General features: G+C 48.7%; 18 protein-coding genes and 1 other annotated feature. All 18 genes read right to left on the reverse strand.

Annotation, left to right across the window (positions count from 1 at the left end):
• Positions 1-63: 63 nt before the first annotated feature.
• Positions 64-597: a transcription termination/antitermination protein NusG gene (nusG, locus tag AR543_RS22195; protein ID WP_017815349.1), complete on the reverse strand. Its 534-nt coding sequence runs from the start codon at positions 595-597 to the stop codon at positions 64-66.
• Positions 598-619: 22 nt separating this feature from the next.
• Entirely contained in the window at positions 620-811 is a 192-nt protein-coding gene (gene secE / locus AR543_RS22200; protein ID WP_046213630.1) for a preprotein translocase subunit SecE, read from the reverse strand.
• Between the two features lie 373 nt (positions 812-1,184).
• Positions 1,185-1,829, reverse strand: coding sequence for an RNA polymerase sporulation sigma factor SigH (gene sigH / locus AR543_RS22205; protein WP_017815347.1), 645 nt, complete (start codon positions 1,827-1,829; stop codon positions 1,185-1,187).
• A 186-nt stretch (positions 1,830-2,015) separates the two neighbouring features.
• A complete protein-coding gene (locus AR543_RS22210) occupies positions 2,016-2,540 on the reverse strand; it encodes an NYN domain-containing protein (protein ID WP_060536441.1) in 525 nt (174 codons plus the stop codon).
• 5 nt (positions 2,541-2,545) lie between these two features.
• On the reverse strand, positions 2,546-3,292 hold the full coding sequence (rlmB, locus tag AR543_RS22215) for a 23S rRNA (guanosine(2251)-2'-O)-methyltransferase RlmB (RefSeq protein ID WP_060536442.1): 747 nt from the start codon (positions 3,290-3,292) through the stop codon (positions 2,546-2,548).
• A 106-nt stretch (positions 3,293-3,398) separates the two neighbouring features.
• Positions 3,399-3,836, reverse strand: coding sequence for a Mini-ribonuclease 3 (locus tag AR543_RS22220; protein ID WP_060536443.1), 438 nt, complete (start codon positions 3,834-3,836; stop codon positions 3,399-3,401).
• 16 nt (positions 3,837-3,852) lie between these two features.
• On the reverse strand, positions 3,853-5,250 hold the full coding sequence (cysS, locus tag AR543_RS22225) for a cysteine--tRNA ligase (protein WP_060536444.1): 1,398 nt from the start codon (positions 5,248-5,250) through the stop codon (positions 3,853-3,855).
• Positions 5,251-5,289: 39 nt separating this feature from the next.
• On the reverse strand, positions 5,290-5,949 hold the full coding sequence (gene cysE / locus AR543_RS22230; RefSeq protein ID WP_060536445.1) for a serine O-acetyltransferase: 660 nt from the start codon (positions 5,947-5,949) through the stop codon (positions 5,290-5,292).
• Positions 5,950-6,009: 60 nt separating this feature from the next.
• Positions 6,010-6,327, reverse strand: a binding site (T-box leader).
• Positions 6,328-6,477: 150 nt separating this feature from the next.
• The gene (gene gltX, locus AR543_RS22235; RefSeq protein ID WP_060536446.1) at positions 6,478-7,941 is read right to left on the reverse strand and encodes a glutamate--tRNA ligase; all 1,464 of its coding nucleotides are present in this window, start codon (positions 7,939-7,941) and stop codon (positions 6,478-6,480) included.
• 25 nt (positions 7,942-7,966) lie between these two features.
• Positions 7,967-8,443: a 2-C-methyl-D-erythritol 2,4-cyclodiphosphate synthase gene (gene ispF / locus AR543_RS22240; RefSeq protein WP_060536447.1), complete on the reverse strand. Its 477-nt coding sequence runs from the start codon at positions 8,441-8,443 to the stop codon at positions 7,967-7,969.
• Positions 8,440-9,138 (reverse strand): 2-C-methyl-D-erythritol 4-phosphate cytidylyltransferase, encoded by a 699-nt coding sequence (gene ispD, locus AR543_RS22245; protein WP_060536448.1) that lies wholly within the window; start codon positions 9,136-9,138, stop codon positions 8,440-8,442. The genes ispF and ispD overlap by 4 nt, the downstream gene beginning before the upstream one ends.
• Positions 9,139-9,302: 164 nt before the next feature.
• Positions 9,303-10,334: a PIN/TRAM domain-containing protein gene (locus tag AR543_RS22250; RefSeq protein ID WP_060536449.1), complete on the reverse strand. Its 1,032-nt coding sequence runs from the start codon at positions 10,332-10,334 to the stop codon at positions 9,303-9,305.
• A gap of 112 nt (positions 10,335-10,446) precedes the next feature.
• Positions 10,447-11,172: a CDP-diacylglycerol--serine O-phosphatidyltransferase gene (pssA, locus tag AR543_RS22255; protein ID WP_060536450.1), complete on the reverse strand. Its 726-nt coding sequence runs from the start codon at positions 11,170-11,172 to the stop codon at positions 10,447-10,449.
• 55 nt (positions 11,173-11,227) lie between these two features.
• Positions 11,228-12,304, reverse strand: coding sequence for a DNA integrity scanning diadenylate cyclase DisA (gene disA / locus AR543_RS22260; RefSeq protein ID WP_060536451.1), 1,077 nt, complete (start codon positions 12,302-12,304; stop codon positions 11,228-11,230).
• Positions 12,305-12,316: 12 nt separating this feature from the next.
• Positions 12,317-13,687: a DNA repair protein RadA gene (gene radA, locus AR543_RS22265; RefSeq protein WP_060536452.1), complete on the reverse strand. Its 1,371-nt coding sequence runs from the start codon at positions 13,685-13,687 to the stop codon at positions 12,317-12,319.
• 209 nt (positions 13,688-13,896) lie between these two features.
• Complete coding sequence (gene clpC, locus AR543_RS22270) at positions 13,897-16,368, reverse strand: ATP-dependent protease ATP-binding subunit ClpC (RefSeq protein WP_060536453.1); 2,472 nt, start codon at positions 16,366-16,368, stop codon at positions 13,897-13,899.
• Positions 16,369-16,387: 19 nt separating this feature from the next.
• Complete coding sequence (locus AR543_RS22275; protein WP_060536454.1) at positions 16,388-17,461, reverse strand: protein arginine kinase; 1,074 nt, start codon at positions 17,459-17,461, stop codon at positions 16,388-16,390.
• Positions 17,462-17,474: 13 nt separating this feature from the next.
• Positions 17,475-17,999: a protein-arginine kinase activator protein McsA gene (locus AR543_RS22280; protein WP_060536455.1), complete on the reverse strand. Its 525-nt coding sequence runs from the start codon at positions 17,997-17,999 to the stop codon at positions 17,475-17,477.
• Between the last annotated feature and the right edge of the window lies 1 nt (position 18,000).

Here is an 18,000-nt window from a genome sequence, read left to right on the forward strand (position 1 = left end):
AAGCACCGTTTGGCATTCAAAATGATTGCTCATTTTAAATCCCCGTGTCATCCTAGAAACCTGCTATATCTTTTCCACTTGAGTATAATCCAGCTCAAGCGGGGTTTCCCGTCCGAACATGTTAACATGCACTCTGAGCTTGCTCTTGTCTACCAAGATTTCTTCCACGGAGCCCACAAAATTCGCAAACGGTCCAACTTTGATGCGTACGGATTCTTTGACCTCGAAGTCGATATGCTCCTTCGGCTCTTCCATACCCATGTGTTTGAGAATCTGTTCCACTTCTTCCGGCAGCAGCGCAGTCGGCTTGGAGCCTGAACCTGTCGAACCGACAAAGCCGGTTACACCAGGCGTGTTGCGTACTACATACCAGGAATCATCAGTCTGGATCATTTCAACAAGAACATATCCCGGGTAAACTTTACGCATAACGGTTTTTTTCTTGCCGTCTTTGTTTACCAGTTCTTCTTCCATAGGAACAAGAACGCGGAAAATCTTGTCTTCCATGCCCATGGACTCAACGCGTTTTTCCAAATTGGCCTTGACCTTGTTTTCATACCCTGAATAAGTATGAACTACGTACCATCTTTTTTCCATATCAAGCCACCTGGAACCCTTCTTAAATTATCGCTTCGATCACAGCGGAAATGCCGATGTCTAGAACCCAAAAATAAACGGCGACAAACAATATCGTACCGATAACGATAAGAGTATAGTTGGTCAGCTCTTTACGATTAGGCCAGCGAACCTTTTTAAGTTCAGCCCAGCTTTCGGAGAAAAAGGAAAACATAGACTTAAAGCTTCGTGCCACGACTACACCTCCAAAAGACGATCTGGTTAAACGAAGAAAAGGGGCAGAGCAAAAGCCTGTTCCATTCTTCATCCCCATGCGGTCAGGGTGGTTACACTTGCTCATATAGCTGCCTTCGTCGCCATAAAGATTGACACACCTAAGAACAGGCGATTTCAGGCCTACCTGAAACACTTTATCACAGCCCTCTGAGCGTGTCAACGAATATTCGTGTTTGTTTTTCAAAAAAATAACAATTCTTTTCAGCTTCTTTTCCAGACCGGATCGAATGATTTTTTTGCTATTGGTTGTTGCCACATTACAGGGTGAACGACAGTGCCATACAAAATAAAAAAGACTCTATATGCAGAGTCTTCACTTGGTTGCCAGGAGTCTAGTTATCACGTACTTCGAGGTATCGCTCAAGCTTGCGTTTGACACGCTGAAGCGCGTTATCAATCGATTTGACATGTCTGCAGAGATCAACAGCGATCTCCTGATAAGAACGTCCATCAAGATACAGCATCAGAACTTTACGCTCCAGATCACTCAGAATCTCGGACATTTTGTCCTCGAGACCGGTGAATTCCTCTTTGTTGATAACCAGTTCTTCCGGATCGGATACCTGTGAGCCACAAATGACATCAAGCAGTGTACGGTCGGAATCTTCGTCATAGATCGGTTTGTCCAGGGATACATACGAGTTCAGCGGAATATGCTTTTGCCGTGTAGCCGTCTTGATCGCAGTAATGATCTGACGGGTAATACACAGTTCGGCAAACACCTTGAACGAAGACATCTTGTCGTTTTTGAAATCACGAATCGATTTGTACAGGCCGATCATGCCTTCCTGCACGATATCTTCACGATCTGCGCCGATAAGAAAATAAGACCGGGCTTTTGCACGTACAAAATTTTTGTACTTGGTAATCAAGTACTCCAAGGCTTCGGAATCGCCTTGCCGGACGGCTTCTACAAGATCTTCATCGCTCTGGTAATCGTATGGTGACACCATGATATCTTTGAGGTCGACACTCACAAACAATCCCTCCGGTTGCAACGCAAGGTCTCCGTTACCCTATAAAATATAGCCCAAGTATATATTATGTAACCTCACATCGTCAACCGTATTTGTCGCCTATAACGCCGTTGTTACAGCATTTCCCGGCTTTTTTTCATAAAAGAGAACGCAGGTTCGCAAGTAAGCTGTCATTACAGTGACAACTCACTCTCCCCTGCGCCATTTCTCGAATAAATACCGCTGCTGCGGATTCAGTTTGCCATCCAGTGTATTGCGTGAACCGTACTCCCGCTGTTCGCGTATGCGCTGTGCAATCTCTCTTTCGCTGATTTGCACCTCGATTAGCAGCTCACGGGCAGATACCCGAAGTGCTCCCTGACCAAAAACGACATGCTGCTCAGCCAGATCACTGGTAGCCACATAGATTTGGCGGCGGCGGTGGGACAACTCACCGACAAAGCGTTCAATCGCTTCATCGGCAGTCTCCTTTTCTTTGGTAAAGTACATCTCGACCTTGCCCTGTTCGTAGGATTTGCCAAGTCCCGGAACCCGGTAGGCATCAAAAACGGCAATGACTCGCCGTCCCGAGTACGCCTGATAATTAGCCAGACGTTCCAGCAGACGGTTGCGTGCTTCATTCAGCCCGATCTCCGATAATTCTACCAGCTCGGGCCAGGAACCGATCATATTGTAACCATCCACCAGAAGAACATCCCGCAGATCCGTCATACCTTCTAACCGAGTGACTGCCGGCGGCGCAGTACTTCGTACATGACCACTCCTGCAGCTACTGAAGCATTAAGCGAGTTAATCTGCCCTTTCATCGGCAGCTGAACCAGTACATCGCACTTCTCCCGGATCAAGCGGCCCATGCCTTTGCCTTCATTACCGATAACGACAGCTACCGGCCCGTTGAAAATATCCGTCTGATACAGATTACTGTCCGTATCCACATCGGTTCCGACTACCCATACGCCCTGTTCCTTGAGGCGATCGATGGTCTGTCCCAGATTACTAACCCGTGCTACCGGTACATATTCTACAGCACCTGCGGATGTTTTGGAGACGGTCGCTGTGATTCCTGCCGAACGGCGTTTTGGAATAACGACGCCGTGTACACCAGTGCAATCTGCTGTACGAAGGATCGAACCGAGGTTATGCGGATCTTCGATTTCATCCAGCAGCAGAATAAATGGTGCTTCTCCCTTGGACTGCGCAGCTGCGAGAATATCTTCTACCTCTGCGTATTCGTATGGAGCCGCCTGGGCAATGACTCCCTGATGCTGTACACCCGGTACAAAGCTGTCCAGCTTGCGCTTGTCCACATACTGGACAATGACTCCGCGCTGTTTGGCTTCGTCCATGATCGACTGCACCAGATTTTTTTGGGAACCTTCAGCAATCCAGATTTTGTTGATACTTCTGCCGGCACGAAGCGCTTCGGTCACCGAATGCTTGCCAGCAATATATTCTTCTTCCATGGTGTTTCCTCCTGTGGACTACGTTATGCCTGATTATCCATTACCCTTTTTAAAAGGAAATGCTTCTGCGGCATACGGTGCCTGTCTAAATAATACGTGGAGCCGTCTACGACTTTTGCTCCAGATGCTGAATCCCCTGGGTAATCAGCTCTTCAATACGTGCCTGCTCTCCTTTGTAATACAGGTATCCGAGCAGACATTCCCATGCCGTTGCATACCGATAATCGATCACACTGGCATTTTTGGGTACGGTACCGGATTTGGCATTGCGCCCCTGCCGTATAACATTCGCTTCGGTCTCTGTCAGCAAAGGCTCCAGATGCTGAAGCATCCGTGCCTGCGCGCCTGCCGATACGAATCCGGTCGACAGACGGTGCAGATGGTTGGGACGCAAGTTTTTTCCGGAAATTAGATACTGTCTTACTGCCACTTCGTGAATGGCATCACCCATATAGGCAAGAGCCAGCGGCGGTAGCTGCTCTGCCGGCTTGGATGGAGCAAATGGAAACCAGCCGTGCATATCATTATGTTCTGGAGGGTTCATTGGTATCTCCTCCTGTTCATTTACGACGCCATCTCATGCCCTGAGGCGTGTCTTCCAGCATAATACCCTGTGCAGACAGCAGATCGCGGATTTCATCAGCTCTTGCCCAGTTTTTACTACTGCGCGCTTCGATACGTTCTGCGATCAGCTGCTCGACTTCTTCATCCAGAAGCTGCTCTTCTTCCCAGTACAGACGCAGTACTTCGTTCATTTCGTCAAATACTTGCAATAGAGCTTGCAGGGAAGCTTGTTGTACCACTTCACGCTGAAGCAGCAGGTTCGCTTCATTCACCCATTCGAAAACCGCAGTGATCGCATCCGGTGTATTGAAATCATCCTGCATTTTCTCGTGGAACAGACTGCGGATCGCTTCTATACGGCCAACCAGCTCTGTATCTGCCGGAGAAGAAGTATCGGATGCGGACAGACGGTGTTTTACATTGCTGACAGCATTGGCAATACGTTCAATACTGTTCTCGGCCTGTGTCATCGTATCGTCTGTATAGTTAAGCGGATTGCGGTAGTGTGTCGACAGCATCAGATAACGAATAGCTGCCGGCTTGTGATTTTTACGCAGATCCTTGACCAGAATCCCGTTACCGAGAGACTTGGACATTTTCTCATCGTCGATACGGATAAAGCCGTTATGCATCCAATAGTTGGACAATGGCTTGCCGGTTACCGATTCCGATTGCGCGCATTCGCACTCATGGTGCGGGAACTGCAGATCCTGTCCACCGCCGTGAATATCCAGCGTATCTCCCAGATAGTGGCGTGCCATGGCAGAGCATTCGATATGCCAGCCTGGACGTCCTTGTCCCCATGGACTTTCCCAGAAAATCTCACCCGGTTTGGCAGCTTTCCAGAGTACAAAGTCTTCCGGATTTTCTTTGCGCTTGTCGACTTCGATCCGGATACCAAACTGCAGCTCATCCAGCTTCTGGTGAGACAGCTTGCCATAGGAAGCAAATTTGCGGGTACGGAAGTAAACATCGCCTTCTTTTGGATAAGCATAACCGAGTTCGACCAGCTTATCGATAAACTGGACAATGATATCCATATTCTCGGTTACTCGTGGATGAATCGTCGCACGGCGAATGCCGAGACCTTCCAGATCTTCAAAATAAGCTGCGATAAAACGCTCTGCTACTTCAATAACGGTTGTATCCAGTTCTTCCGCTTTGCGAATCAGCTTGTCATCCACATCAGTGAAATTGACAACATAATCGACTTTATACTGCTGATTCTCCAAGTAGCTGCGTACCACATCAAAAAAGATCATCGGACGGGCATTACCAATATGGATATAGTCGTATACGGTAGGTCCGCACACATACATTTTCACTTCACCCGGTGTCAGACTGACAAACTGTTCTTTCATGCGAGTCATTGTGTTATAGATTTGTAGTGACATATTCTCATCCCTTCTCTGTATCCATGTATATTGCAATAATTACGAAGAATGTCTGCTGCTATTCGGCTTGATTCCATTTTCCAGCTCCAGCTGCTTTTTGAGCTGCTCGATCTCCAGCTGCAGCTCAGCGAGTCGGGCGGCTACCGGATCGGGCATCTGGTGACTGAGCCGATCGGCCTTTTTGCCATCCTGAATAACAATTTTACCGGGGATGCCTACTACTGTACTGTTGGGCGGCACTTCCCGCAGCACGACCGAGTTGGAACCGATATTGGAATTGGAGCCCACTGTAAAGGAACCAAGCACTTTGGCACCCGAGCCAATCACAACGTTATTGCCAATTGTCGGATGACGCTTGCCTTTTTCCTTGCCTGTCCCTCCAAGTGTGACCCCCTGATAAATGACCACATCGTCTCCAATCTCGCAGGTCTCGCCAATCACGACCCCCATGCCGTGATCGATAAACAGACGGTTGCCGATTGTGGCTCCAGGATGAATCTCTATACCTGTCATAAAGCGGCTTGCCTGGGAAATGACGCGCGCGATAGTAAACCATCGTTTACAGTAAAACCAGTGGGCCAGACGGTGAGCCCAGATCGCATGCAATCCCGAATAGGTGAATATGACTTCAAACCAGCTGCGCGCTGCCGGATCATTATCGAACACAGCGCGAATATCGGACCTCATATTTTTCAGCATGACTTCTTCCCCTCTTTGGCTTGCGCCTCATTAAAAAACGCCCCCACAGCCGATTAGGGCTGCAGAGGCGTCTTCTTACGCGGTTCCACTCTGCTTGGGCAGCCTTATTGCTTCTTATCCTTTTAACAGGTCAAGAAAGGCTGTCCAACTTGTGCAGTCTGTAACGTAAGACCAGACGGCAAAATCTACTGCTGTTCACGTGCTTTCGTTCAAAATGAAGGAAAGACAACGGAAAAGGTTCGACTTTGCAGCTCACAGGTGCATGTTCAGCCTGTCTGAAGTGGATGATTTCCAGCTACCCATGAATGTAATTGCTCATAGGGTCATCCTCTCTGGGACTTCATATTCAGGCTTACTTTTCCTGCTCAATGCTGTTATATCAATATGTTAACCATTTAAGTTTTAAATTAGCTGTCAGGTGATCATTATAACGGACTCTACCTGATTAAACAATATGAATTATGCAGCCGGCAGCAATTTACGATCTTGCCTGCTTATTTCAAACGGCTGCTTTATGCCAATTGGAAATCAGGACCCTTTGATCTGGGAAGCCAAACGTTCAATCACACGATCACGACCAAGCAGATATACCGTATGGTTAAGATCGCGTCCATGCATTTCGCCTGTCAGTGCTACACGGATCGGCATAAACAGCTGTTTTCCTTTATATCCGGTTTCTTTTTGAACTTCTTTGATCATTGCAGCTGCATGAGAAGGACTGAATTCTTCGGAAGAACGGATTTTGTTCAGCAATGCTTCCAGAACCGTTTTGACATGCTCTTCACCCAGGATTTGCTGTTCTTCCTGGCCAAGCTCTACATGGGTACGGAAGAACATTTCGGACAACTCCACAATATCGGAAGCCGATACCATTTGCTCCTGATACAGGGCAACCAGATCATGTGCCCACTGCTGCTGTTCTTCGCTCAGTTCTGCCGGCAGGCGTCCTGCTTTTTGCAGATGAGGAATCGCCATTGCTGCGATACGGTCGGTATCGGCTTTTTTGATATACATGTTGTTCAAATGCGCCAGCTTGTTGGTATCGAATACCGCCGGGCTCTTGGATAGACGCTTGGCATCGAAGATCTTGATCAGTTCTTCACGGGAGAAAATTTCTTCTTCTCCTTCCGGTGACCAGCCCAGCAGCACGATAAAGTTGAACAGCGCTTCCGGCAGATAACCCAGCTGATCATACTGCTCGATAAACTGGATAATCGACTCGTCGCGTTTGCTGAGCTTTTTGTGATTTTCGTTAACGATTAGCGTCATATGACCGAATTGCGGCGGCTCCCAGCCCAGTGCTTCGTAGATCATCAGCTGACGAGGCGTATTGGAGACATGATCTTCCCCGCGCAGAACATGGGAGATTTTCATAAGATAGTCGTCCAGTACAACTGCGAAGTTGTACGTTGGAATACCGTCTTTTTTGACAATAACAAAGTCACCGGTATCTTCGGTAGTAAACGAGATCTCGCCTTTGACAATATCATTGAATGTATAGGTTTTGTTCTCCGGTACACGGAAACGGATGCTCGGCACACGGCCTTCCGCTTCAAAAGCAGCACACTGCTCAGGTGTCAGATCACGATGCTTGCCGGAATAACGCGGAGTTTCGCCTTTGGCAATCTGCTCTTCACGTTCCTGCTCCAGCTCTTCCTCGGTGCAGTAGCATTTGTAGGCCAGACCGCGATCCAGCAGATCCTGCCAGTGTTCACGGTAGATATCCAGACGCTCGGTCTGGCGATACGGTCCGTATTCACCACCAATATCGATACTTTCATCCCAGTCGATACCCAGCCATTTCAGGTAGGATAGCTGATTTTCTTCACCACCGGCTACATTGCGCTTTACATCGGTATCCTCGATGCGGATCACGAATTTGCCACCCTGACTGCGGGCAAACAGATAATTAAACAATGCGGTACGGGCATTACCGATATGCAGATGTCCTGTAGGACTTGGTGCATATCGTACGCGAACTTCATTAGACATAATAGTATTTCCTCCTTAAACGTGATTACTCTTTGATCAGGCATACAACAGCCTGTGCAGCGATCCCTTCACCGCGACCGGTGAAGCCCAGCTGTTCGGTTGTTGTCGCCTTGACATTAACCTGGTCAATCTCCGCATCCAGGGCTTTGGCAATAACCTCTACCATCTGCGGAATATAAGGTGCCATTTTAGGCTTCTGGGCAATGATCGTTGCATCTACATTACCCAGGCGATAGCCGCGTTCACGGATCATTTTCCAGATATGCAGCATTAGCTTGAGGCTGTCTGCATCCTTGAATTCGGGATCGGTATCGGGAAAATGCTTGCCGATATCTCCCATGGCGAGTGCGCCCAGGATCGCATCAGTGATCGTATGCAGCAGTACATCCGCATCCGAATGACCGAGCAGTCCTTTTTCGTAGGGAATCGTTACGCCGCCGATAATACACGGCCTTCCCTCTACCAGTTGGTGTACATCAAATCCCTGACCTATGCGAATCATATATGACTCTCTCCTTTGCGTTCCAGTAAGTAAGCAGCATAATCCAGATCATCCGGTGTAGTGATCTTTATATTTGTATAGCTGCCTTCTACAACAGCTACCGTTATTCCCAGACGCTCTACCAGCATGGCATCATCGGTGCCGCGGAAGTCCTGTTGCTCGGCGTGCTGATGAGCATCCAGCAGATCGCTGCGCCGAAACGTCTGCGGCGTCTGGATCGCCCATAGACTGCTGCGATCCGGCGTTCCGATAATCTGTCTGTTTGGATTGACCTGCTTGATCGTATCCTTGACCGGGACAGCCAGTACAGATGCACCGGCTTCTACTGCCGTATCATAACACTGCTGGATATGATCTTGGGTCACAAAAGGACGGACTCCGTCATGCACCATCACCCATTCGGTAGTCAGATGCTGCAGACCGTTCAAAACCGATTCCTGACGATCACGACCGCCAGCTGCTACATGAACCACTTTGGTCAAACCGTATTGTTTGACCCAGTCTCTGCAGCGTTCAACATCCTCTGCTCCCGTAACCATAACGATCTCACCCACAATAGATGAACGTTCAAAAACCTCCAGCGTATGTATGATGATCGGCTTATCCTGAAGTTTCAGATACTGCTTGCTCTCTGTCGTGCCCATGCGTGAACCTTTGCCTGCAGCTACGACGATTACACCCGCCTTATTCGCCATAATCCCCATCCTTATCTTTCCAGTCCGCCATCCCGCATCTTTCCAGGACGTCTCAAATCCCATTCCTTAATAATATACCCGCTGCATCTGCAGCACAACCTATTAGATTATCCCTGTTATCTTAGCCTGCTGCCAAACGAGGATAACAGGGCATTATAATCCGCTTAATTAGATATATAGGGTTTGGCAAATACCATTTTGCCATTGGCAGTCTGCAGGGCACTGGTTACGATCACTTCAATCGCCCGCCCCATATGTTCGCGCCCCTGCTCGACTACAATCATAGTCCCATCATCCAGATAAGCTACTCCCTGACCTTGTTCCTTGCCAGCTTTGGTAACCGAGACAACAAGCAGCTGTCCGGCAATAAGCTGCTGTTTCAACATGGACGCGAGATGATTGACATTCAAGACACGTATTTGATGCAGCTCACTAATTTTTTGCAAATTGGTATCATTGGTTAGCAGTACCGCATTGTGGTTTCTTGCCAGCTGAACCAGCTTGTCATCGGCACTCATCGCTTCGGGAAGGTTGGTATACAAAATGTCCAGCTGTTCCAGCTGACGCAGTCGATTCAACATATCCAGCCCACGTTTTCCCCGCTCACGACGCAGCAGATCGGCAGCATCTGCCAGCAGCTGCAGTTCATGCAGTACAAAGTCCGGAACCAGCAGCTGCCCTTCCAAAAAGCCTGCCTGGATAATATGCTCGATTCTTCCATCAATAATAATATTGGTATCCATTATTTTGGGAGAGATGGTATTAGTGGGGGACTGTTCGACCAATCGTTCTACAGATCCCACGGCTGCAGAGTCGGAATCCATTTTTCTATTTGTCCAGCTTGTCATTTCTATGGCATATTCATAACTCAGCCGCAGTCCTGCATAGCCAAAAGCCAGCATGAACAGTGATCTTATAATTTCATATCCTTGCCCCCACCAAGAGAAGATAAGCGCACCTACCGCTCCTGCTACCCATCCCGCCAACAATCCTGCGGCGATAATGATCAGCTGTATTACCGATAGCGGTTCTGCTTTGCTTCTGCGGCTCTGTGGCAGACGCATCATCAGATTGCGGCAAAACCATATCAGCAGAAAAGCGATAATCAGCATCATAATTCCGTCGACTGCCATTTTCCCTGTGAACTGTCCACCCTGCAGCAGTCCATTACCCCATTCTCTCCATTGCTCCAGCATATACCTGTCTCCTTTGTATTCATTCCGACTATTTGGACATAAAAAAAAGCATTTATTCTCTGTTACGCTAGAGAAATAAATGCTTCTTTATTCATCATATCATGCCATCATCTTAACGAAGGGATTCTTTGGAAGAGTTGTCTTCGTCCTGATGCTTACGACGTCGGGTCAGCTGGCGTATATTTTGTTGGAAACCATACAATGCATACAGTGCCAGTGGCACAAAAATCAGTTTGGATACTTGATCCGGGAACATAATAGCAATCACAACCGCTACGATAATAACGAATGGAGCCAGCCATAATGCTTTGCGCGGAACACCTACTTTTTTGAAGTTGGGATATTTCACACGGCTTACCATCAGGTAAGACAATATTAATGTGCTGATCACCATATACGGTGTAGAGACTTCGTTATGAAATAAGGATAAAGTTGCCAGTACGCCGCCTGCTGCCGGAATTGGCAGACCGGTGAAGTAACCGGGTACTCCTGCTTTTACATTGAAACGTGCCAGACGCATTGCGCCGCACATCGGGAAAATTAGCGAAGCCACGACTGCGAGCACCGGGTTGATATCATGAAAGGCAATACCGTACATGATAATAATAGGTGCTACACCGAACGATACCAGATCAGACAGCGAATCCAGCTCTTTGCCAAGTTCACTCTGGGCATTCAGTGCTCTGGCCATACGACCATCCAGCCCGTCCATTAACATTGCTACAATTACCATGATCGCTGCCAGACTATAGTTATCATTCAACGACAGTAAAATAGCCACCATTCCAAGTCCCAGGTTAAACAGCGTACACAGGTTTGGAATTGATTTTGTTATCATTTTGTCACCTCAAAGATGGATATATTAACCAATTAACTTTACGATTCTAACGCTTTTAGATTTGTCTGTCAATAAATACTTGTTCCTGGATGCGCTCCAGACCGGCACGAATCGTTCTTGCCCGTACTTCTCCAATGCCATCCACTTCATCCAGCTCTTCGATACTTGCCCCGATTACCTGATGCAGGGCTTCAAAACGCTCGACCAAATTGTGGATAATCACATTCGGCAGTCTCGGGATTTTGTTCAGTACACGATATCCGCGGGCATGCACCACTTCTTCCGACTGGGCAATCGCTACAGGGTAACCCAGCATTTTGACAATCTGCGTGATATCCATGAGTTCATTATCGGTAATCCGCTTAAGGTTATTTACAATTTCATTCAGTTTGTCTTCACTGCAATCGCGTCCATAGTCTTTGAGCAGCAGCCGGAATTCCTCTTCCGTATTGCCGACCATTTCTTCCATCTGCATAGAAATGAGTCGGCCTTCTGCACCGAGTTCCGTAATATAGCGGCTAATCTCGGTCTGGATGCGCAGCACCATCTCTACACGCTGGATTACGCCGGCGACTTCGGAAATGGTAACCATCTGTTCAAATTCCGAAGCAGTCAGGTTGGTCAGCGCCTGACTCAATACCGCCTGATAGCGTTCCAGGGTCTGGATCGCCTGATTGGCTTTGGTCAGGATTACACCGATCTCTTTGAGCGCATAACGCAAATTGCCCTTGTAGAGCGTAATAATATTACGGCGCTGCGAGATCGAAATAACCAGCTCTCCGGTCTGCTTGGCTACCCGCTCTGCTGTACGGTGACGAATTCCCGTCTCAATCGAGGAGATGGAAGAATCCGGGATCAGCTGCGTATTCGCATAGAGAATCCGCTTCAGATCGCCACTTAGAATAATAGCGCCATCCATTTTGGCCAACTCATACAAATAGTTGGGAGAAAATTCGCAATCGATGGAAAAGCCGCCATCTACCACTTCCATTAACTGGGGCGTTGAGCCGACCACAATAAGTCCACCCGTTTTGGCCCGTAATACGTTTTCGAGTCCATCCCGGAATGCCGTACCTGGCGCTACCATTTTCAGCAGGCGATTGATTTTCTCTGCTTGACTGATTTCCTTCATCTACTGTTCCCCCTAATCCAACGCAGCCTTTAATGCTTCCGCTACCGTATTTACACCGATTAATTGAATATCCTTGGGATGCTTCCACCCCTTGAGACTTTTCTCTGGCAAAATGACCCGTTTGAATCCCAGCTTGGCCGCTTCCTTGACCCGCTGCTCTGCTCTGGACACGGCGCGCACCTCACCGGTCAGACCGATTTCTCCAAAAATTACATCATCCGGCTTGGTAGGTGCATCCCGGAAACTGGAAGCCAGACTGACCGCGATTGCCAGATCGACAGCCGGCTCATCCAGTTTGACGCCCCCTGCCACATTCAGGTACGCATCCTGATTTTGCAGGAACATGCCCATGCGTTTTTCGAGTACGGCAATAATCAAAGACAGACGGTTATTATCTACACCGGTCCCCATTCGCCGCGGAGATGGAAAATGTGTGGCCGCTACCAGCGCCTGCAGTTCAACCAGCATCGGACGCGTACCCTCCATACTGGCGACAACAGTCGAACCGGCTGCTCCCATAGCACGTTCGGACAGGAACAATTCCGAAGGATTGGACACTTCCGTCAATCCTTCTTCATGCATTTCAAAAATCCCCATCTCGTTTGTCGAGCCAAAACGGTTCTTCACTGCCCGCAGAATCCGGTACGTATGATGGCGCTCCCCTTCAAAGTACAATACGCAGTCCACCATATGCTCCAGCATCCGCGGACCGGCGATTGCACCTTCCTTGGTTACATGACCGACCAGCACGGTAGCGATGCCTCGAATTTTCGCGACACGCATAAATCGTGACGTACATTCGCGAACCTGGGATACACTGCCCGGTGCACTGGTTACTTCCGGCTGATATACCGTCTGTATAGAGTCAATAACCAAAAAATTGGGATTCAAATTGTCAATTGCTTCCTCGATCAGATCCATATTGCTTTCACACAGTACAAAAAGCTCATCAGATAGCGCATCCAGACGCTCTGCACGCAGTTTGGTCTGCCGAACAGATTCCTCTCCGGAAATATACAATACACGCAGTCCCGCCTGTGTCAGCGCATGCGACGTCTGCAGCAGCAACGTCGATTTACCGATACCCGGATCACCACCGACCAGTACCAGCGAGCCAGGTACGACGCCGCCACCCAGTACGCGGTTCAGCTCCTGAATCCCTGTCTGGATACGAGGTTCCTTGCCTGCCTCGATCTCTGTAATCGCCTGAGGTTTTTGCTTGGTCTGGAACAAGGAAGAATTCATTCCCTGTGTTTTGACCGCTGTGCTCTCTTTCTCCTCCACCATGGTATTCCAGGCCTGGCATCCCGGACACTTGCCATACCATTTGGGAGATTCATATCCACAATCCGTACAGAAAAACTTCGTTTTCACCTTTGCCATGGACGTCCCTTTCTATATATACGTTAACCGAACAGTTAACATCTCATATCTTTTTATTGTATTGCAATGTTTTGAATTTTACATTCTATTCTATTATAACATTAAAAAGGTTGATTCCGCGGGCGATTTTGCCTTTGGAATCAACCTTTATTTATGCATTATATCTACTGGTACTCTTTCATTCCTTACAGCAATGGAGAGCGCCTTGGTTACAGATTGGCTTCGTTGGCAGAGACGCTATCCGCCTGCGTAGCAGGATCAACCTTCTCTACAGTCAGCGCACCGTCTTTTTCGTCGATCAACAGGGTATCCCCTTTGGTGACGCTACCTGTCAGTAGTTCTTCGGACAGACGATCCTCGATATGTTTCTGGATCGCACGACGAAGTGGACGCGCACCGTACGCAGGATCGAATCCTTCTTTGGCCAGGAAAGCTTTGGCGCTGGCAGTAAGGGTAAAGTCTACCGCGTACTCACGCAGACGCTTGCGCAGTTCCTCGGACATCAGGGTTACGATCTCGGCGATGTGTTTTTCTTCCAGCGAGTGGAATACGATCACATCGTCAATACGGTTCAGGAACTCTGGACGGAAGTGACGTTTCAGCTCGTCTGTCACTTTGCCCTTCATGTTGTTGTACTCTGCACCCGAATCTACAGCTGCTGTAAAGCCCAGCGTACTGTTTCGGCGGATCGCATCGGCACCAACGTTGGACGTCAGGATGATCAGCGTATTCCGGAAATCGACTACACGACCTTTGGAATCGGTCAGACGACCATCTTCCAGTACCTGCAGCAGGATGTTGAATACTTCCGGGTGAGCTTTCTCGATCTCATCCAGCAAGACAACCGAATATGGTTTACGGCGAACTTTTTCGGTCAGCTGACCGCCTTCTTCATAACCCACATATCCTGGAGGCGCTCCGACCAGACGGGACGTCGAATGTTTCTCCATATACTCGGACATATCGATCCGGATAATGGCATTTTCGTCGCCAAACATGGACTCGGCCAATGCACGTGCCAGCTCGGTTTTACCAACACCGGTAGGACCGAGGAAGATAAAGGAGCCCATTGGACGCTTCGGATCTTTCAGACCGGCACGGGCACGGCGAATGGCACGGCTGACAGCAACGACAGCTTCATCCTGACCGATAACGCGCTCATGCAGCAGGCTTTCCATATTGAGCAAGCGATCCGTTTCTTCTTCTTTGAGCTTGGTTACCGGGATACCTGTCCAGTTGGCTACGATATCTGCGATATCTTCCGGAGTAACTTCGGAATCGGTACGACCCTGTTTTTCTTTCCATTGGTTCTTGGTCGTATCGAGCTCTTCACGGATTTTTTGCTCGGTATCACGCAGAGCAGCTGCTTTTTCGAATTCCTGACTTTGTACAGCCGCGTCTTTTTCCTTGCGGATATCTTCCAGACGGCTTTCGAGCTGCTTCAGATTAGGCGGTACCGTGTAAGAGTTCAGCCTTACTTTGGAACCCGCTTCATCAATCAGGTCAATCGCTTTGTCTGGCAGGAAGCGATCAGTAATATAACGGTCAGACAATTTAACAGCCTGTTCGATCGCTTCATCTGTAATTTTCACGCGGTGATGGGCTTCATAACGATCACGCAGACCCATCAGGATCTGAACCGCTTCATCCGGAGATGGCTGATCAACGGTGATCGGTTGGAAACGACGTTCCAGAGCCGCATCTTTTTCGATATATTTACGATACTCGTCCAGTGTAGTTGCACCGATACATTGCAGCTCACCACGTGCCAGAGCCGGTTTAAGGATATTGGAAGCATCAATCGCGCCTTCTGCTCCACCCGCACCAATCAACGTATGCAGCTCATCAATGAACAGTACAATGTTACCTGCCTGGCGAATCTCGTCCATGATTTTTTTTAGACGATCCTCGAACTCACCGCGATATTTGGTTCCGGCTACGACAGAACCCATATCCAGCGTCATTACACGCTTGTCACGGAGTGTCTCGGGAATTTCATTATTGATGATTTTCTGGGCCAGACCTTCAGCAATCGCTGTTTTACCAACACCCGGTTCACCAATCAGTACCGGATTGTTTTTGGTACGGCGGCTCAGTACCTGAATAACACGTTCGATCTCTTTGCTACGACCGATTACAGGGTCCAGGTTGCTATCTTTGGCAATAGCCGTCAGATCGCGTGCCAGACTGTCCAATGTAGGCGTACTCACGTTAGCCGGAGTACCATGGTGACTGGATACTGCTTCGTTGCTGCCGAGCAGCTGCAGTACCTGCTGACGTGCCTTGTTCAGGCTGATGCCCAGGTTATTCAGCACTCTGGCTGCTACGCCTTCACCTTCACGGATCAGACCGAGCAGAATGTGCTCTGTACCTACATAAGTATGACCAAGCTTGCGCGCTTCATCCATGGACAGCTCAATCACTTTTTTGGCACGCGGAGTATATGCAATATTTGTAGGCTGTTCCTGACCTCTGCCAATCAGGGATTCCACTTCATCCTGAATTTTCTCAAGTCCAAGACCCAGACCGATCAGCGCTTTGGCTGCGATGCCTTCACCTTCACGAATCAATCCAAGCAAAATATGCTCTGTACCGATGTTGTTGTGACCGAGACGAACTGCTTCTTCCTGAGCCAAAGCCAGAACTTTTTGAGCTCGCTCCGTAAATCTACCAAACATCATATTCAAGCACCTCCACGGTTTAGTCTTCTACGTGTACATTACCCAATTTATCGCGGATCAGCTGCGCCCGGTACATATCGCGTTCTCCTGATCCCATTTTAACACCGAAGGTTTTCTGAAGGAAACCCGATTGTGTCATAATCATTAACTCGTTCATCTGCGTAACCGTCGTCTTGTCGATCAGTCCGAGATCCACACCAAGGCGGACATCGGAGATACGCTGAAAAGCTTCTTTGGAATCCATCATGGTGGCATAACACAGGATTCCGTAAGAACGCATAATCCGATCTGTGATCCGCAGACGGGATTCGGTTAGCAGACGATTGCGGGCATGCTGCTCATATTCAATAATCTGCAGCACCACGCTACGCAGATTATCGATAATTTCTTCCTCAGACAGTCCCAGTGTAATCTGGTTGGAAATTTGAAAGATATTACCGATCGCCTCGCTGCCTTCGCCATACAGGCCCCGTACCGCCAGTCCGACCTGCGAGACTGCCGACAGTATGCGTCCCACCTGGTTCATGATAGCCAGCGCCGGCAGATGAAGCATTACCGAAGCTCGCAATCCTGTTCCCATATTGGTAGGACAGCTGGTCATATAGCCGCGGTGATCATCGAACGCATAATTGACGGCCTTTTCAAAAGCATCGTCAATGCCCGATGCGCGCTCCCAAGCCTCCTGAAGCTGAAATCCCGGATACAGACACTGAATCCGCAGATGATCTTCTTCATTTAGCATAATACTTACCGACTCGTCCTCGGCCAGCAGCACCGCTCCCGCTCTGGATTCATTAATAAGGCTCGGACTGATCAGATGCTTCTCCATCAGCACTTCCTTATCCACATCATCCAGTTCACTCAGAATGATCGGCTCAAAAGTACCTATGCTCTGCACCGATTCACTTTCCAGCGCTTCAATCAGCTGTCCCTGTACTTGTTCTGCCTGCTCGGCAGAAGCAACGATAGGAAAAGGGTGATGAACCAGATTGCGTGCAATACGTACCCTGCTGCTGATTACAACATCCGAATGCTCTCCGCCTTCTTTCATCCACTCACTCAAAGGCTTCTCGGTAAAACGGAGATTTGGCATACGGCATTCCTCCTTACGACTCCTGTGAAATCTGCTTCTCCAGCCCGCGGATCTGATCTCTCAGTTCTGCAGCCTGTTCAAATTCCTCATCAGCGATACTCTGCTGAAGCTGCTGCTTCAATTCATGCATTTGCTGTCTGATCTTGATCTGGACACCGGCACGTCCCGGCAGCTTGCCGGTATGCGCTGTACTGCCGTGAACCCTTTTGAGCAGCGGGTCCAGCTTGTCATCAAATGTCTTGTAGCAGGAACTGCAGCCAAACCGTCCCAGCTTGCGAAATTGGGTATAGGTCATTCCGCATTCCGGACATTGTAATTCCTGCACAGGCGGTCCGGCCATCTGACCCTTGTTGCTGGAATCAAAGTCCATCAATCCCGACAGCAGATTATGAATCGAAAAACCGCCGGATGTTCCCGGAATCAGTTCCCCTTTTTCGCGGGCACAGTGTTCACAAATATGAAATTCCGTTTTTTCCCCATTTACGATTTTGGTAAAATGAAGAGTAGCCGGTCTCTTTTGACATTCCTGACAGACCATC

This window comes from Paenibacillus bovis (assembly GCF_001421015.2).
GTDB classification, from domain to species: Bacteria; Bacillota; Bacilli; order Paenibacillales; family Paenibacillaceae; genus Saccharibacillus; species Saccharibacillus bovis.

Coding starts and splice junctions, on each gene's coding strand:
- nusG (WP_017815349.1), bottom strand. CDS start 597: ATGGAAAAAAGATGGTACGTAGTTCATACTTATTCAGGGTATGAAAAC.
- AR543_RS22210 (WP_060536441.1), bottom strand. CDS start 2,540: ATGACGGATCTGCGGGATGTTCTTCTGGTGGATGGTTACAATATGATC.
- rlmB (WP_060536442.1), bottom strand. CDS start 3,292: ATGGAAGAAGAATATATTGCTGGCAAGCATTCGGTGACCGAAGCGCTT.
- AR543_RS22220 (WP_060536443.1), bottom strand. CDS start 3,836: ATGAACCCTCCAGAACATAATGATATGCACGGCTGGTTTCCATTTGCT.
- cysS (WP_060536444.1), bottom strand. CDS start 5,250: ATGTCACTACAAATCTATAACACAATGACTCGCATGAAAGAACAGTTT.
- cysE (WP_060536445.1), bottom strand. CDS start 5,949: ATGCTGAAAAATATGAGGTCCGATATTCGCGCTGTGTTCGATAATGAT.
- gltX (WP_060536446.1), bottom strand. CDS start 7,941: ATGTCTAATGAAGTTCGCGTACGATATGCACCAAGTCCTACAGGACAT.
- ispF (WP_060536447.1), bottom strand. CDS start 8,443: ATGATTCGCATAGGTCAGGGATTTGATGTACACCAACTGGTAGAGGGA.
- ispD (WP_060536448.1), bottom strand. CDS start 9,138: ATGGCGAATAAGGCGGGTGTAATCGTCGTAGCTGCAGGCAAAGGTTCA.
- AR543_RS22250 (WP_060536449.1), bottom strand. CDS start 10,334: ATGCTGGAGCAATGGAGAGAATGGGGTAATGGACTGCTGCAGGGTGGA.
- pssA (WP_060536450.1), bottom strand. CDS start 11,172: ATGATAACAAAATCAATTCCAAACCTGTGTACGCTGTTTAACCTGGGA.
- disA (WP_060536451.1), bottom strand. CDS start 12,304: ATGAAGGAAATCAGTCAAGCAGAGAAAATCAATCGCCTGCTGAAAATG.
- radA (WP_060536452.1), bottom strand. CDS start 13,687: ATGGCAAAGGTGAAAACGAAGTTTTTCTGTACGGATTGTGGATATGAA.
- clpC (WP_060536453.1), bottom strand. CDS start 16,368: ATGATGTTTGGTAGATTTACGGAGCGAGCTCAAAAAGTTCTGGCTTTG.
- AR543_RS22275 (WP_060536454.1), bottom strand. CDS start 17,461: ATGCCAAATCTCCGTTTTACCGAGAAGCCTTTGAGTGAGTGGATGAAA.
- AR543_RS22280 (WP_060536455.1), bottom strand. CDS start 17,999: ATGGTCTGTCAGGAATGTCAAAAGAGACCGGCTACTCTTCATTTTACC.